Here is a 16707-nt window from a genome sequence, read left to right as displayed (position 1 = left end):
GCATCGCATGAATATCCAGGTTGAAAATCCACCTCTCCTGCAGGTCAATAACCTGGCCAAGGAGTTCACCCTCCACAACCGGGACGGTATGCAGATCAACGGTTTTTCCGGGGTCTCCTTCTCGGCCCGGCCCGGAGAGTTACTGGCCCTGACCGGACCAAGCGGAGCCGGCAAATCCTCGATACTGAAAACCATATATCGGACCTACACCCCAAGCAGCGGGACCATCTGGCTGCACCTGGACCAGAGCAAGATTGTGGACCTGGCCTGTTGCAGCGAAAGCGAAATTCTTGGCTATCGACGTCGTCACATCGGCTTTGTCACGCAGTTTCTCAAGATCCTGCCCCGCATACCGGCCCTGGATGTGGTGGCTGCCCCGCTCATCGAAACCGGAACCGGAAAAAAAGAGGCCAGGGAACGGGCCGCTGCAATGCTCCGGTCCCTGCACATCAGGGAGGAACTCTTTTCGATTTCCCCTCTGACCTTTTCCGGCGGCGAGCAGCAGCGTATCAACATAGCCCGGGGAGTCATTGCCCCCAAAAAGCTCCTTCTCCTGGACGAACCCACGGCCTCCCTGGACGAACAGTCCGCCTCCAGAGTCCTGCAACTGCTCCAGGAGATGAAACGGCGTAAAATCTGCATGATCGCCATCTTCCACGACCGGAAACGCATGGTCCAGGTCGCGGACAACGAATACCATGTCGGACAGGAGACCTGATGCAGGCAACAATATTCCGCTCAACCAGGGTCTTGGTTGGGAATGCAGTCAAGGCGGCAGATATCGTTCTTGCAGGCAGGCATATTCACGAAGTGGCACCCTGGGGCACGTTCACGGGAGAAGTCATTGACCTGGGAACGCTGCTTGTCCTGCCAGGATTGGTGGACCTGCATTCCGATGCGGTGGAAAAGGAGATCGAGCCCCGCCCAGGAGCCACGTTCCCCATCCGCACAAGCCTGATCGAACTGGACAAAAAACTGGCCATGGCCGGCATAACCACCATGTTCCATGCCGTGGCCTTCAATGATGAATCCATTACCAGCAGCCGGGGCACGGAAATGGCGGCAGCGATCATCCGCAAAACCTGTGATGCCAACCAGAGCCTGCTCGGAATCGACAACTTCATCCACGCCCGCTTCGAGATCACCTCGTTTTCATCGGTACCCGTCATCATGGAGTTGATCGCCAGGGGGCATGTCCACATGCTCTCTATCATGGATCACACTCCCGGCCAGGGGCAGTTCAAATCAATCGAGACCTGGAAACGGTTTCACCTGCCCACCTACGATCTCTCCGAGTCCCGGGCCGACGCAATCATCAGAAAAAAACGGGCCGACCAGGAATTGGCCTACAACCGTGTCCGCAGTCTGCTGGACTTTGGCCGCCGGCATGGACTGGTTCTCCTTTCCCATGATGACGACCGCCCCTGCAAGATCGACCTGATCCGGGAGATGGGAATCACGGTCTCGGAATTTCCTCTGGATGTGGACGTGGCCGTTTATGCGCGGGATCAGGGCATCTCCACCGGTATGGGAGCGCCAAATGTGGTGCGGGGAAAAAGCCAGAGCGGCAACATGTCCGCCCGGGAACTGATTGTGGAGAAATGCTGCGATTTTCTCTGCTCAGACTACCATCCCAGCTCCCTGCTCCAGGCAACCTTTGTTCTGCACCGGGAAATGGGTCTCGATTTTGCGAAAGCCATGGCCATGGTCAGTTCCATTCCGGCGGACATCGCCGGCCTGACCGATCGGGGCCGTATCGCCCCGGGCCTGCTGGCCGACCTGACCGTGGTGGACGACCGGGATGTCCCCAGGGTGGTCACCACCCTGAAGGATGGCGAGGTGGTCTACAGTTCCCGGCCCTGTCACTGGCCGTCGGCCCACCGGAGCCTGGATGCACCGTCAGCGGGATGGAACGATCACCTCTCTTCGGAACAACCACTATGAATATCGCCCTCATCGTCGGCGCCAGCGGCACCGGCAAGGACACCCTGCTCAGGACCGCCGGTCGCTACTTTGCCCGCAATCGCAGAATATGCTTCCTCCAGCGCTATATCACCCGCCCCCCGGACATCCACGAAACCAACTACTTCCTTGATCCGGGCGCCTTTGAACATCTGCTGGCTGGCGACTTTTTCATCAGTCACTGGCAGGCCCACGGCCACCGCTACGGCGTCGCCCGGGACCATCTGCGGCAGGTACCTTCTGGCGGACTGGCCCTGGTCTCGATTTCCCGCACAGCGATAGCAGATTTTGAAACGCACTATCCCCGGGCTGTCACCATCCAGGTCCAGGCCGACCCGGATACACTCAGCAGGCGGCTGCGCGTGAGGGGTAGGGAAGAACCGGCTGAGATTGACAACCGGCTGGCCCGGGCCACGCTCCCGGTGCATGCCCGGAACCTGATCTGCTTTGACAACTCCCAGCCGCTCTCCCGGACAGGCCCGGCGTTCATCAACCTGCTCGAGTCCCTCCTGGACCGATCCGCGCCGCCCAATCGACCTGGAACCGGAGAGCATCCGGCCACGGTTGTCAAACAGACGTACCCTTTGCCGCGCTCTCCCGGGTGGTCCAGATAAAAATCAGCGGAATAAAGAGCAGGGTGAGAAAGGTGCCCACCAGGAGTCCGCCGATGGCCACCGCTCCGAGGGGGGCCAGCCGCTCCAGGCCGATGGCTGAGCCAAGGGCAATGGGAATCATGCCCACTGCCACCGCAAAGGCAGTCATCAGGACCGGCCGGGTGCGGATACGGATACTCTCCAGCATGGCGACCCGCTTGTCCATGCCCTCGTCCATCCTCTCCTGGGCAAAATGGATCAGGAGGATGGCGTTGTTGACGATGATACCGGACAGGAGGATAAAACCCATCATGGCCGGCATGGAGACATGGTAGTTGAGCAGGAGCAGGGTCCAGGCCGCGCCGATGATGGTCAGAGGAATGGAGAGTATGATCATCAGCGACACCTTGACCGAGTCGAAGAAGGTGATCAGGGTGAAAAAGATCAGGATCACAGCAAAACCAATGGCCGTGACCATGCGCCCGGCCGAGTTCCTGAACTCCTTGATATCGCCCACCTGCTCCATGGTCACCGATGCGGGCAGGACCGTACCGGCGAAATTCTTCTCGAAATTGTCCATTATATGGGATATGGCCGCCTTCTCCCGGTATCCGTAGACGTTCAAGGTGTAGTTGAGCCCCTCCCGGTTGATCACCCCGGGTTCATAGTCCCGGGTTATGGTCGCCAGGGCGGCCAGGGGAATCTTCTCGCCCCCGGGGGTATCGATCAGGATGGTGGAGAGCAGCTCAAGCCGGTCCCGCTGGCTTGCGGGCAGCCAGACCCGAACCCCGAAATCTCTGCTGTTGGCGGCCGGGAAGCTGGACACCAGGGAGCCGCGGAGCAGGGCCTGGAGCTGACCGGTGATGTCGGAGTTACGCAGGCCGTAGAGGGCCGCCCGCTCCCGGTCGATCTCCAGGTTGTAGACCGTCTTGTCGATATCCCAGGTTCTGGCCACCGACACCACGCCCCGGGTCCTGTAGAGCACCTTCTCCACCAGATCTCCGGCCTGGACCAGGTCCTCGAAGTCCGGGGCCGAAAGCATGATATCGATATTGGCCCGGATACTGGAGAGCGCGGTGGCTCCGTAATCGGCCACATCGATCCGCTTGACGTTTTCGATCCCGGCCAGCTGCTTGCGCAGCCGTCGCTCGATCTCCCAGACGGACTCGTCACGCTCGTAGCGATTGACGTAGGTGGCGGTCACCGCAATATGATCGGTACCCGAGCCACTGCCGATACTCAGCACCCCGGCCTCGCTGCCGATGGCCGCCGAGAGCCGGTCCAGCTTACCGTTTTTCTCCACGATCCGACTCACCTCCCGGGCCACCTGGATACTCTTCTCAATGGGCAGGTTGGGATCAGTGGTCACCTTGATCTGCACTCCACCGGTATCCATGGGCGGCATCAGCTCCCGGCCGACAATGGGCATGACCCCCCGGACACTGACCACGAACAGGCCGATCAGCAAAACAAAATAGAGCACTGCCACCACCCTGCGGCGCAGCGCCAGGTCCACGGCCGAGGCAAAAAACTGCTGGATTGCGCCATTGACCCGGCTGGTCAGCCGGTGGAACAGGGCCTCGACCTTGAGCAGCCACGGATAATTCAGCCTGAGGATGGCCAGCGACAGCAGCGGCACTGCAGTGATGGAAATCACGTAAGAGGCTGCCAGTGCCAGGAGCAGGGTCGAAGTCAGGGGGCGGAACACGGTCTGCGGATAGCCACCGACAAAGAGAATCGGCGCCAGGGCGATCATGGTGGTCACCGTGCCGGAGAGGTCGGCAAACATGATCTCTCTGGTCCCCTCGATGACGGCCTTGCGGATTTCCGAACCGAGTTCACGGTAATGGCGTTCGATGTTTTCCATGACCACCACCGCGTCGTCGAGCAGCAGACCGAGGGCCAGGATGATACCGGTCAGGGTGACCACGTTGAACTCAATGCCCACCAGCCACATCAGGGCCACGGTGGCGGCATAGACCAATGGGATGGTAAACAGAACCACCAGGACCTGCCGAAAGCTGGCCAGAAAGAAAAACACCACGATGATAGACATCAGGATCGCGTCGCGCAACGACTCGAACATGTTCTGGGTGGACTGGACAATGGTGTCCTTCTGGGTATCGGTTATTTCAAAGTGCAGGCCGGGATAGCGGGCCCGGAGTTTTCCAAGCTCGGCCTCCACCTGGTTGATGGTCCGGACAACGTCGGCGTCAAGCCCCCTTTGCACGGCCAGGGCGATGGCCTCCCGGCCATTGCCGAAATAGGAGGCGGAGTTCTCGTAATGGCCGAAATAGACCCGGGCCACATCGGCCAGGATCACATCCGGGGTCAGGCGCAGAGCACGGATATCCTCGATACTGTCGGCCCTCCCGGAGGATTTCAGCAGGTAGCGAGTGGACTCGTTGATCAGAAAGCCGATGGCGTAATCCCGATTATTGGCCTGGAGGATGGCCAGCACCTGGCCGATTCCCAGACCATAGCGGTCCAGTTTTTCCTTGTCGACAATGACCTGGATTTCCTTTTTATAACCGCCAAAGACATCCACGTTGGCCACCCCGGGAAGCTTTATCAGCTCCTGTTTGAAGGTGTTTTCCGCCAGCTGGCGGATATCCTCGAACGGAATGGAACCATTCTCCGGGCTTATGGCAATCACCACCACCGGCGCGGTGGCCGAGGATATCTTATGGATCTGCGGTTCCAGGATATCGGCCGGCAGGGAGGAGCGTATCTTGCCAATCGCCGTGGTCACGTCGCTGGCCGCCATCTCCAGGTTCTTGGAGTATTCGAACTCGGCCCGGATCACGCTGACCTCGTCGATGGTTGTGGAGTAGACCCGGCGAACCTTGTCCAGGGTATAGAGTTCCTCTTCCACCGGCACGGCAATGTTGGCGGCAATGGTCTTGGCCGAGCCGCCCGGCTGGACGATAACCACGGCAATCTCGGGATAGTTGGAATCGGGAAAGAGTTTCCGGTCGATACGGTTGTAGCCCAGGACCCCCAGGAAAAGGAACAGGGTCAGAAACGAATAGATGAAATAGGGCCGCCCGAGCAGCCTCTCAATCCAGCTCTTATTCATTGGTCTCCCCGGCAAGCACCTGGACACCCGAGGTGGGCAGCAGGCTCAATTTGGCTTCAGAGGCCACGGCCACCGCTCCTTCGACACAAGGTTCGATCAGGGCGTAACGCGCGTCACGGGCCAGCACTGTCACCGCGCGCTCCTGGAACCGCCCCTTCTCATGGAGCATCACACTCTCCCCGTCCGGCCGGTGCAGCAGGGCCCGGACCGGCACACTGCAGCCCGAGCCACGCCTGGTCACCACATCGATGGTCAGGTAACTGCCCGCTGGCTGACCAAGCCGTCTGTCCAGGGCCACTTCGGCCACCCACAGACCATTCCTGGCATCGTCATAGACCAGGGACACGGTGCCGATTTTTTGACCGCCCGACAAAACATCCTGGCCGGCCTGGACCTTGTCCGGACCAGGCACAAAGGAAAAGGTGAGTTTCTGCGGCAGGGAGTTCAGGCGCAGGATGGGACGCCCGGGGGTGGCCAGATCGCCCTGGTGCAGAAAAACCGTCCCGACGACGGCGTCGAACGGGGCCGTGATGCGGCTGTAGCTGAGCTGATTCTCAAGCCCCTGGATCTTCTGTGCCAGGTCCTCGACCGTGGCCACAGCCGTGGCCCAGGCCACTTCCGAGGCCTCGAGTTTTTCCCGGGCCAGGCCGCCGGCCTCAAAAAGGTCCCTGTTGCGGTCAAGCTGCTTTTGGGCATAGTCCCGCTGCGACCGGGCCGAACCGAGGGTTGCCGTCAGTCCGGCAATGGACGCCTGGATTTCCCGGTCGTCCAGCCGAACGAGAAGATCACCCTTGTGAACGGCCTGCTTTTCCCGGACCGACAGCTGGCTGATCCGCCCACTCAGCTTGGAGGCGATCCCGATGCTGCGGCGCGATTCCAGCTGGGCGAGAAACGTATCCGCCTGCTCAACGGTGCGGGATTCCGGATGGACAGTGCGAACCCGATAGGTAACCGGGGCCGGCAGCGGAGTCTTGACCATAGCCTCTTTCCGTTTCTTGACAAGTTTGACCCCGCCGGCCACCAGGGCGACAAGCACAAGGACAAGGACTATTTTCTTCATCGGTTTTCTCCCTTCTCAAGCAGATAATCAAGATAGAACCTGGCTGAGGTATAGTTGTACGAGGCTTCTATGAGGCGGCTTTCCGCCAGCTGACGGCGGGCCTTGGCATAGAGCAGATCATTGATGTCCGCCGCCCCCTTATCGTAACGCACCTGTTCTATCTTTTCGGTTTCCCGGGTCAGGGCAAGTTCCTCACGGGCGCTGTGGTAGCTGGATACGGCGATATTGATTTTGGCGACAGCCTCCTGCAGGGCCCGCCGGAGCTCCAGCCTGGTTCGGGTGAGTTCGTAGCGACTCTGGCGTTCCATGGTTTTTGCCTTGCGCACCCTGGCCCGGATGGTACCGAAATCAAAAACTGTCCACTTCATGTTCAGCCCCACCTGCCACACCTCCTGATTCTCCCAGTCGCCGCTGTCGGGATTGGTGGAATCATTGGGACCGTAGTTCCAGCCATAGGAGGTATTGAGAACCAGCTGGGGGTAGAAACCGCTGCTGGTTTTTTCCGCCTGTCGTGCGTTTTTCTCCACCGCCAGCCGAGCCGCGCGCAGACGCTCCAGAGTGTCGAGATCCCCGAAAGGTTTGTCCTGGAGAACGACCTCCGACCGCTCGGAGGGAGGCAGCTTTTCCAGGGTATCGAGCTCATCCACGCCCAGCAGAGCAGCCAGTCCGGCCTTCAGGATGGCGATGTTGCCACCGAGCTGCTCCACCTGGTCCCGTGCGTTCTGCAGGTCCGCCCTGGCCTTGAGCAGGTCAATTTTCGCTCTGGTTCCCACATCAAGCTCGCGGCCAATCTTGTCGTGCAGGTGGGCCAGCGCCCGGACATACCCTTCCCGGGCCTCTTTTTGCGCCATTTGCGACAAAATGTTTATATAGAGCGTCCTGACATTGTAGATCAGCTGCTCCCGGTTCAACTTCAGGGTGGCCGCGGCCACTTCCTTCTGCAGGGCAGCAATCTCCACCGCCCTGGTCCGGGCGAAGCCGGTGAAGAGGGGCACCTCGTAGACCACCCCGGAGAAAAACAGGTCTTCGGTGGTGGGTATTCCTCCGGTCCCGGTCGAGGCAATGGTGGCCGGGATCATGGGGGTGAGGGTCCGGGGCAGGTTGTAGTGGGTGTAGGAGGAAACCACATCCAGCCGGCCGAAATTCTGCGCTTTCTGCTCGACAACATCCTGGTCGGCCAGCTTGAGCCCGAGGCGTTGTTTCTGCAGGTCCGGATTATTTTTCAGGGCCAGACTGATGCATGCATCAAGCGTCAGGGCCTGGCCTTGAATGGGTGTAACCGCGCAGAGTATCTGGGCAACGATACAGAGCGAGAGACCAAACTTGAACAGGTTCATAACAATTTCTTTGACATATAAATGAAGTTCTGCTTGAATAGACCCCAGCCTTAAACAAACGTTTAATCAAGAGTAATGGCGTGAAAAAAAAAGTCAACAGTAAACAGAGCAAAAGTTCCTCCAGGGAGCGGATTGTCAAGGCAGCGGTTCAACTTTTTGCCCGACACGGATTCGCCGGTACCGGCCTGCGCGAACTGGCCTCGGCAGCCGGTGTCAACCTGGCCATGATCAACTATTTTTTTGGCTCCAAGAAGGAACTTCTCAAAGAAATTCTCGATACCTTCCTGGCTGGATACCTGGATCTGGCCCGTCGGGAACTGACAGGCAACGAAGAACTGGAAGTCAGACTGGACCGGTTTGTCCGCAGTGCGGTAACCTACTTTGCCAGCCACCGGGACTACCTGCTGGTCACCATCACTGAGCTGCCCCACGACGATCCGGAAATCATCGAATACAAAGCCACCTGGGGCCGGCAGATCATGGAGATAATGGAAAAGGAGGTCTGCCGCCACCTCTCGACCCACACCGGCGAACGAATCTCACCCGTGGTCATCGGACCCATCCTGACCTCCATGATGGCCTCCCGCTTCCTTTTTGCCCCGGTGATGGAGCAGGTCCGGCCGGAGCAGGAAGGAGTACTTGAGACCGGGGAATACCAGGAGATCATCAGCCGGATCATTCTCAGGGGCCTGATGGACCTGCAAAGCGATTATGGGGTAAAAGAGATGGAAAAACAGGGAGGGAAAAAACCAAAGGAGAGACAGACGAGTAAAAAAACCGGCTTATAGAGGACAAAAAAGACAAAAGCCCGAGAGAAATCTCCTCGGGCTTTCTTTATACAAACATCATAAGGATGGTTTTATCTGGCTCCCCACCTGCAACCCTCTTCATAACCGTTCTCCACATCACAAGGGGTTAGAGACTCGTTTGATCAACCGCAAGTCGTGTTCGAGTATCTGTATGCCCTCTATGTCAATGAGAGTGAGACATCTACCCCTTGCTAAATTAGTGTAGGGCGGGTAGGAGTTATCACTATGAAAACGATTCAAATACAGTCAGAGTCAATGCCTGAACAGTGCACCCTGGATACCGATGGAACGGAAGGAGCCCGCAGGGCGACTGGAGGTCCATCGGTATCCAGTACCTTTTCTCCCCCAGACCAGGAAGTGACCGGGAAAAAGCCCGGACGGCGCTTTACGGCCGCCTACAAGCTGCGCATTCTGCAGGAATATGAATCCTGCAGGCAACAACCGGGCGAGCTGGGCGCATAGCTCCTCAAATCCGGCCGCTTGTGATCCCTTTATGGGTCTGATTTTGCTCCAGTCAATTGGAAGACCAGTCATATTCTGTCCTGATCCCTATGCACATGCGGGTTCTGAATAGTACGGAGACGGCACGGTCGGATAAGCACGGTACACGTGCCGAAAGACCTCTTCGGCGACGGTGCCGACCTCTTCTTCGGTGTAGGCGTCCACGGGCAGCCCGGTCTTATCGCTCCACAAGAAATCACGGATGGTGACACGCACAGCGTCACGGGTCGCTTCCTTTTCACGCCACTGGTCAACCTTGAGTTTCTTGGCCTTCAGGATTTCAAGGAGATCAACAGCCACCTTCTTGATTCGCTTGATGTCGGCGGCTTTGAGTTCGGGCTTCTTCAGTAGATCAAAGATGGCCAAGGATTCCTCATCCAGCCCCTCGCGGACAGCACGGCTGTCTTCCTCATCCAGTTCCTGGACGAACTTCAGGAGGGCCTCGAAGGTCTTCTCGATGGTCACCCGGTCCTTCTCCCGGTTGTACTCGGCCACGATTTCCTCGTAGTGTCGCTGAAAGTCCGTGCGCAGCGGATTCTGTTCCAGGAGCCGCCGAAGCCGGTTCTCGATGGCCTGCTTCAGATTCTGGACTGTTGTCCGCTTTGCAGGGCTCCGCTCGAACTCTTTCCGCAGCCGCTCAAAGTCGATCTTGCTGATGTCATAGGGAGCCTGCTCTTCTGCCACCATGTTGGGCTGCGTTACTATGGCTTCATCGACCACTTGGTGAAGCTTGCGGATGATGTCGGTGATGTCTGCACGCTCGCGGTCTTGCTGGAGGCTCTTGTAGATGATGTTGACCGCGTCGTATTCCTTTCGATGCGCGTTCACGCCCTTGACGTTGATGCACGCCTTGAACTTCTTGAAGACTTCCCGGCACATCACCTCGAATCTCTTCCTCGTTTCGTCGTTCTCGTTTGCCGCTTCCTTTGCGGCCACGATGGCAGCGTTACGGTCGAAGCCAGTCTTCGCGATGATGTCGTCCAGGGAAGCACCCCGGTCGGCCAGGAACGTCCGTACAAGGGAGATGGCTTCCTTCAACTCCGCCAGGAGTTCCCCTTCAGGCCTCGCCGGTTCCCGCTCTCCACCTTTGCCGCCATGGCCACCGTCGGCTTGGCCCGCAAACGTGGCCAGAGCCTTACGGAGATTCTTGAGAATGCCGCAATAATCAACGATGAGCCCGTTGTTCTTGCCTTCGTTGACGCGATTGGCGCGGGCGATGGCCTGCATGAGTGTGTGTGCCTTGAGCGGCTTGTCGAGATACAGCGTCGATAGGCTGGGCACGTCGAATCCGGTCAGCCACATTGCGCAGACTATGGCTATGCGGAAAGGATGCTCCTCTTCCTTGAAGGCCTCATCCAGGTCCATGCGCTGCATGTTTCGGAACTGCGGCTTCTCCCGCATGGAGGGAGGCAGGTCCATGCCTTCCTTGATGAGCTTCCGGTGGGGCTGGATGTCCAGGTCCCACTTCCGGAATTTTTCCACCTCCCCCTGTTCTTCGCTGATTACAACAGCCATCCGGGTTTCGCGCATCCATTCGATCTGTCGGCGACGATAGACTTCTTCCTGCTCGTCGGTTACCGCCTTCAACTCGGTTTCCAGCTCCGTGATGCGCTCTTGCCAGTAAAACTCAATGAGCTTATGCATCCTCACGCAGGTGATCTTGTCGATGCAGACCAGCATCGCCTTGCCGCTTTCCCACGCCTTTGAATAATGCCGCACGAAATTGCGGGCGATCTGATCCAGACGCTTGCCGGCGGTGATGATGTGATAGTCGCGTTTCAGCTCCTTCTCAAGACGCTGTTCCACATCCACGTCATCCGTTTCGATCTCCTCCAGCCTGGCGGCGATCCGCTCGTTCAGATTGCCGATTGCGACGCCGAGCTTGTCGCCTCGCGCATCGTAGTAGAGCGGCACGGTGGCCTCGTCCTCCACCGCCCGCTGGAAGTCGTAGGTCGAAACGTAGTCGCCGAAGACCCGGCGAGTGATTTCGTCTTCCTTGAAGAGCGGCGTTCCGGTGAAGCCGATGTAGCTGGCGTTCGGCAGCGCATTCCGCATGTTGAGCGCCAGCGTGCCGTATTGTGACCGGTGCGCTTCGTCGGTCAGTACGATGATATCGTCGCGCTTGGTGTATCCTTCGTTGGGGTCCACATCCTGATTGAATTTCTGGATCAGGGAGAAGACATACGCCTTGTGCTGGGCGAGCAGCTTCCCCAGATGCTTGCCGCCGGAGGCGCGGCACGGATCGCGGTCGTTGTCCACGACGCCGCAACCGGCAAAGGTCTTGTATATCTGAGTATCCAGGTCTTCGCGGTCGGTAAGGATCACGAAGGTGAAGTTCCCGCCGAGCTTTCGGTGGACCTTGCGGGTGAAGAACACCATCGAGTAACTCTTGCCGGCGCCCTGCGTGTGCCAGAACACGCCCAGCTTGCCTTGGCGCGCCTTGCGCTCGCGCACCGCCTCGATGGCCCGGTTGACGCCCAGGAACTGGTGGTTGCGGGCCAGAATCTTGCGCGGCTCCCCGGACGAGTCGTCGAAGACGATGAAATTCTCCAACAGGTCCAGGAAGTTCCGCTTGGAGCAGACGCCTTTGAGCATGGTCTCCATGTCCACCACGCCCGGCTCTTCCTCGGCAAGACGCTTCCACTCGTGAAAATGCCCCCAACGGCTCGAAATGGAACCGATGCGGGCCTTGTCGCCGTTGCCGAGCATGACCACGGCGTTGTGGTGGAAGAGATGCGGGATCGTGTCCTTGTAGTCCGAGAGATTCTTGTCGAATGCGGTCCGCAGATTCTTATGAATGTTCTTGCATTCGATAAAGAGCAGCGGCAGGCCGTTCACAAAGCCGATGATGTCCGCCCGGCGGCGGTAGAGGTCGCCGCGTACCCATAGTTCCCGGACGCAGAGGAAATGGTTGTTTTCCGGCTCGGTGAAATCGAACACGCGCAGCCGATCCCGCACCCGCTCACCATGATCGTTGCGGAAGGTGACCTGCACGCCGTCTCTCAGCAGGGCGTACTTTTCACGGTTCGTGGCCAGCATGGTCTGCGTTGCGACCGTCGCCGTAATCCGGCGCACCGCGTCGTCATAGGCAGCCTCGGGCAGGCCGGGATTCAGTTCACAAAGCTTTTGCCGTAAATACCGAGTTAAGACCACTTCACGGTCTGATTGCCGCCCCAGCAGGCTGTCCGGGCCGAAATCCTCGTTGTTGTAGGCATACACCGAGCCCCAGCCGAGTTCCTTTTCCAGGTACTCGGCAGTGGTTTGTTGCACAAGTGTGTCCTCGGTATAATCGCTTGGGCTCATTCGCCACCTCCGTTGGGAATAAACCCATACCGGCCAGTGCTCGTCTTCGTAAAACGAATCAAGGTCAGTGCGCCGCCTTCGATCACATCATCAGGCGGCAGTTCATTTTCCAGCACGATGACTTGGCGGCGAGCGAACGTTGCAGCAAGATCTCGAAAAAAGGAATTCTTCACGTTCGCCGCAAACTCTGGATCATTTGCATCAGGCTCTTTATAGACGACGAGAGGGGAGTCCAACAGAACAAATCCAGGATGAGGAAGGACCTGTCGCTCGCAATAGGCAAGCAGAGCTGTTGTAAATGCCGCGTGGGTGACAGCTCGAACGCCTTTGCCATGACTAGCACGTCGTTGACCCGATATCACAATGTCCCAATCTTGTTCGCTGAACGTGACTCGGCCGAGCCTTGGGAAGTTCCATGCTCGTAGCCGCTGTTCGGTTTCTTGTGCGAACGCCTCCAAATCCCTCGCGGATACTTCTATCGAAGATGGCAATCGAGAAGCGGGCGTGCCGACATCCAAGCCCTCGGCTATCGCCTCCAGCTCCTCAAGTTGCCGAATTAGCTCCAGTGCCTGATGAATCCGATCACGCTCGTCACGTGTATTGCGAAGCACTTCCGTCAGCTCGGCAGCCTGCGGGCGCAAACTTGCCGCAAGAGTTGAGCCCAGGTCCGTCAACTCGCTTTGAAGTGCTGAGCGTTCTGCGGTTAACGCTGACGTTTCTTCGGATACTTCACGTCGCGTTTCATCGAGACCCGACATAAGCGAGCGAATCCGCAGTGCCTCATTTCTTGACGCGTCGGCCACAATGGTTGGGTCCACTTGTTCAGAGCGATGCTCCTCGTCATGATGCTCCGGAAGAGCGCCGCACACCGGACAACGCTCGACGCCAAGATCGCTAAGTCGAGTACCAGCTTCGGCGATTGCGTCCAATCGCTGCAGATCCGATGTGTACTGAGTCCGAAGGAGCGTGAATCGCTCAGAGAGACCTCGAAGAACTTCTAAGCGCGATTCAACCTGTCGCAACTTCCTCCACGAGGTCCGCCGACGGGCTTCGACATCTGAGACAGACGCGCCCAATTCAGACAATCGGGCCTCGGCATCCGCGTATGCTGCTTCGATTCGAGTGTGCTTCTCCCGAAGCTCAGAGGCGTCGGTTCCAATGGCAAGCTCCGCGAGCTGATTGCCTGCACGCTCGGCCAGTTCCTGAAGTACTTCCTCTTTCGCATCAACCCTGGCTCGCGATACACGCGGCTCCTCACTGGCGACCACGGACGAATCATCTATGCCTGATAGAAGTAGTCGAAACACCGATTTCTCAGCTGTCTGCGTAGTGTATTGTCCGGACAATAGCGGTGATCGTTGCCGGATAATGTCCTCTTCGGAAATGACGACCAAGTGTGCGAGGTCTCTGAAGCTCAGAGACCGTGTCTCACCTCGAGCATTCTTGCGAATGCGCTTACCTGTCAGCCCGACCATGTCGAGCAAGAAATGCGATACAGTGTCCTCCCGATCCGCTGCGTGCTTCTCCGCCAACACCTTTTCAGATCCATCTGGGAGGCGAAGCGCGAACGCGCCGCCGCGGAGCGAGCGCGACAACGTGTAGGTAGCGTTGTCAGCTAGCGCTACAATATCGAGGATTGCTATTTCGTAGTTGCTCGCCTCGGGTATCTCTTCCGGAGCGTCTCGCGCGCCGAGCAAGAAGTCGATGCACTGCAAAATATACGTCTTCCCGGTATCGGACGGGCCGGTGATGACGTTAAGGCCCGGACCAAAACGTACCTCTGCATCCTCAACGTCAGGGCCAGTGAGAGCAAGCCTAGCGAGATGGAATCCGAGCTCGCTCATGACGCATCCTCCGACCACAGAACAGAGTCCATCTCGAACTCAGCGCCCCATTCGCCAAGGTGCTCTTTGACTAACATGTCTAGATCCTGATCGGAGTTGCTGCCGAACCTCTCAGCGACCCATTCTGCCCTTTCACACAATGCGCGAGTATACTCTGACGCCAAAGCATCCAGAAAGGCGCCGGTGCGCTCTGTGGCGCTGTACTCGATCCCGGACTCACGATAGTGATTACTGATCAAACCACGGCTCATATAGAGCAGCATGCCTCGACGCAAAGTGTCTCGCCGTACGAGCAACTCGCCGCTGCGGTACGGCGTCTTTGGATGCAAGCCAGCCGGCCCCCCCGGGATATCGTCCGAATGGATGAGCAAGTAATCGAAGACAACCAGCCGCTGCAGAGAAGCAAACTCTGGGTGAATCGCGTAAAGGAGCACCGCAGCACGGAGCCCGCTCTCAACAGGGCCGTTGAACGGGGAAGGACTGTGTAATTCGTCTCTGCTCATGGTGTCACCCATGTTACGTCGTCACGATCGTTAGCGAGTTGGTGGCACACGCCACCGCGGTCCCTCATGTGCATCCGCGGAATAAGCGGATGGGCAGTGAGTTGTAACGTTCGGGCCATCTGTACAACCGCAAGCAATCGGCGATAACCGTTCTCATGGTCCCCCCGAATAATGTCGCGGATGCCAGCGTGGATCTCATCCTGAAGCGCTTCAAAAGAGCCCTCGGGCAGAGTGTCCCGAGAGAAACTCCGTAGCGACTCGGCACTGTAGAACTCCAAGCGGGCGTCGCCGTAGTGACCCTTGAGCTCAAGATCTTCTCGTATGTCATCAAGGCTGGCGACTGGACGTCCCCGAGCGTCTGCGTAAGCATCGAAGAGCTTCCGCAAGTAGACAGTCTCAAGGTCGGTCGGTGTGTCCGGAGGCTCAGGCGTCGTTGGGCGCGCTGGCAAGCCGCCGTCAAATCGTGCGACATGCCATGGTGTTTTACGATGCTGTTCCAAGAGCGTCAAAGGTGGGACATATCCGATCACGGAGAAATCGAGGGCGTCGAGATGGCTGCGAAGGGCACCCTCCAGCGGTACTTCATCCGTGCTCGTGATCGAATTCTTACACTTACTCTCCCACTTTTCGATGAGACTCGCTTTCAGCTCCTCTGGCTTGCTTAGGAGCTTCCCGAGCGTCGTTCCAACGCCCTGTGGAGCGACAAAGTAATATCGACGAGTATATGTGAACTCACCCCGGAAGGTGTAGTACACAAGCTTCCCGAGCTCTAACCAAATGTCCGAAGGCATTAGAGGGTGGTCATAGTGCTTGCATTGGTAATTGTCCCATACTGTCGGATTTGTTTCGTCGAGAATCCCGATGACATCCCGCCCCATGTCACCAGCACCACCGCACCGTTCGACGCGAGCATACTGACCTTTCAGTGATTGAGCCCATTCCAAGACAAAATCTTCCCACGCAGAAGGGCTGAATAGTCGGATACGGTCAATCGGGGCAATCGGCGGACCGCTCACGACCGTGTCGGCGGACGGTGCAGAGGGATCTGGCGGCGTTGGCAGCGGCCGTGTGCTATTCATACCGCTATCTCCCCGTTCATCAAGCGTGGCAGCAGGAGGTCGCGGGCCTCGGCCAACGCATGGTTGTATTTGTGCAATCCATGAATCTGCTTGTGAATTGGCGCGACTGTCTCCTCGAATACCCGTTGAATCTTGGCCTCCGGGATCAGGATCTTACGGCTATGGGCAAAATCCCGATTTAATCCAGGGACCGCCACATCGGTGCTGATGAAAGACGTATGGAGTAACGAGTAGTAGAGGAGGAGGCTGCAATTCTCCCGGTCGATGAAGTAAACCGTATCAATCGGATGGAAATCGTCCTCGCACCAGTACACGCTGCCAACATTCCCCTTGCGCCCGACAATGATGGCTGGTCCCGGAACGAGTGCTTTCTCGTGGGTTCCGACAACACCACTGGACCCGTATACGGGGAACGGGCCGGGTATTCGGTCGTCCTGCTTCAGCGCCTTTCCGTACTTGAGCGGCGCGACCTCTCCCAGCGGTTTCTTCTCCCACCCCACCGGCACGCCGTCGGTGATCTTGACGTGTTCGTGGCCGGGGAAGCGGAGGTGGACGAACCATTCCTTGTAGAGCAGCCGCGCCGATTGCTCCAGCAATCGGACTCGGCGGCGGTTGTTCTCGATCAGGTCATCGTAGG

12 protein-coding genes are annotated in these 16707 nt (G+C 58.2%); 4 read left to right on the top strand and 8 right to left on the bottom strand.

Going from position 1 to position 16707, the window contains the following annotated elements; all coding sequences use genetic code 11:
• The first annotated feature begins 7 nt into the window (after positions 1 to 7).
• From phnL to ACXJJY_RS08225, 3 genes are read left to right on the top strand one after another with little or no spacing between them, the layout of a single operon-like run.
• Positions 8 to 718 (top strand): phosphonate C-P lyase system protein PhnL, encoded by a 711-nt coding sequence (phnL, locus tag ACXJJY_RS08235; protein ID WP_456386898.1) that lies wholly within the window; start codon positions 8 to 10, stop codon positions 716 to 718.
• Positions 718 to 1944 carry an alpha-D-ribose 1-methylphosphonate 5-triphosphate diphosphatase gene (locus ACXJJY_RS08230; protein ID WP_456386896.1) on the top strand — a complete coding sequence of 409 codons (1227 nt, stop codon included), beginning with the start codon at positions 718 to 720 and terminating at the stop codon, positions 1942 to 1944. Before phnL ends, ACXJJY_RS08230 begins: the two co-directional genes overlap by 1 nt.
• Positions 1941 to 2576 carry a ribose 1,5-bisphosphate phosphokinase PhnN gene (locus tag ACXJJY_RS08225; RefSeq protein ID WP_456386894.1) on the top strand — a complete coding sequence of 212 codons (636 nt, stop codon included), beginning with the start codon at positions 1941 to 1943 and terminating at the stop codon, positions 2574 to 2576. The genes ACXJJY_RS08230 and ACXJJY_RS08225 overlap by 4 nt, the downstream gene beginning before the upstream one ends.
• Here the strand turns inward: ACXJJY_RS08225 and ACXJJY_RS08220 are convergent.
• From ACXJJY_RS08220 to ACXJJY_RS08210, 3 genes are read right to left on the bottom strand one after another with little or no spacing between them, the layout of a single operon-like run.
• Positions 2530 to 5634 carry an efflux RND transporter permease subunit gene (locus tag ACXJJY_RS08220; protein ID WP_456386892.1) on the bottom strand — a complete coding sequence of 1035 codons (3105 nt, stop codon included), beginning with the start codon at positions 5632 to 5634 and terminating at the stop codon, positions 2530 to 2532. The genes ACXJJY_RS08225 and ACXJJY_RS08220 overlap by 47 nt on opposite strands.
• On the bottom strand, positions 5627 to 6694 hold the full coding sequence (locus ACXJJY_RS08215; RefSeq protein WP_456386890.1) for an efflux RND transporter periplasmic adaptor subunit: 1068 nt from the start codon (positions 6692 to 6694) through the stop codon (positions 5627 to 5629). Before ACXJJY_RS08215 ends, ACXJJY_RS08220 begins: the two co-directional genes overlap by 8 nt.
• Positions 6691 to 8031, bottom strand: a complete 1341-nt coding sequence (locus tag ACXJJY_RS08210) for a TolC family protein (RefSeq protein ID WP_456386888.1) — start codon at positions 8029 to 8031, stop codon at positions 6691 to 6693. Before ACXJJY_RS08210 ends, ACXJJY_RS08215 begins: the two co-directional genes overlap by 4 nt.
• Positions 8032 to 8111: 80 nt before the next feature.
• On the opposite strand from ACXJJY_RS08210, the gene ACXJJY_RS08205 reads away from it, so the two are divergent.
• Positions 8112 to 8819 carry a TetR/AcrR family transcriptional regulator gene (locus tag ACXJJY_RS08205; protein ID WP_456386886.1) on the top strand — a complete coding sequence of 236 codons (708 nt, stop codon included), beginning with the start codon at positions 8112 to 8114 and terminating at the stop codon, positions 8817 to 8819.
• A gap of 570 nt (positions 8820 to 9389) precedes the next feature.
• On the opposite strand, the gene ACXJJY_RS08200 is transcribed toward ACXJJY_RS08205, so the two are convergent.
• The 5 genes from ACXJJY_RS08200 to ACXJJY_RS08180 form a co-directional block, all read right to left on the bottom strand.
• On the bottom strand, positions 9390 to 12644 hold the full coding sequence (locus ACXJJY_RS08200; RefSeq protein WP_456386884.1) for a type I restriction endonuclease subunit R: 3255 nt from the start codon (positions 12642 to 12644) through the stop codon (positions 9390 to 9392).
• Complete coding sequence (locus ACXJJY_RS08195; protein ID WP_456386882.1) at positions 12641 to 14488, bottom strand: AAA family ATPase; 1848 nt, start codon at positions 14486 to 14488, stop codon at positions 12641 to 12643. The genes ACXJJY_RS08200 and ACXJJY_RS08195 overlap by 4 nt, the downstream gene beginning before the upstream one ends.
• Complete coding sequence (locus ACXJJY_RS08190) at positions 14485 to 14991, bottom strand: ABC-three component system middle component 2 (protein ID WP_456386880.1); 507 nt, start codon at positions 14989 to 14991, stop codon at positions 14485 to 14487. The genes ACXJJY_RS08195 and ACXJJY_RS08190 overlap by 4 nt, the downstream gene beginning before the upstream one ends.
• Positions 14988 to 16070: an ABC-three component system protein gene (locus ACXJJY_RS08185; RefSeq protein ID WP_456386878.1), complete on the bottom strand. Its 1083-nt coding sequence runs from the start codon at positions 16068 to 16070 to the stop codon at positions 14988 to 14990. The genes ACXJJY_RS08190 and ACXJJY_RS08185 overlap by 4 nt, the downstream gene beginning before the upstream one ends.
• A partial coding sequence (locus ACXJJY_RS08180; RefSeq protein ID WP_456386876.1) for a restriction endonuclease subunit S occupies positions 16067 to 16707 on the bottom strand: 641 nt, incomplete at its 5' end. The genes ACXJJY_RS08185 and ACXJJY_RS08180, both read right to left, overlap by 4 nt.

Source organism: Desulfolithobacter sp. (assembly GCF_054025815.1).
This window is presented reverse-complemented; position numbering and strand designations above follow the sequence as displayed.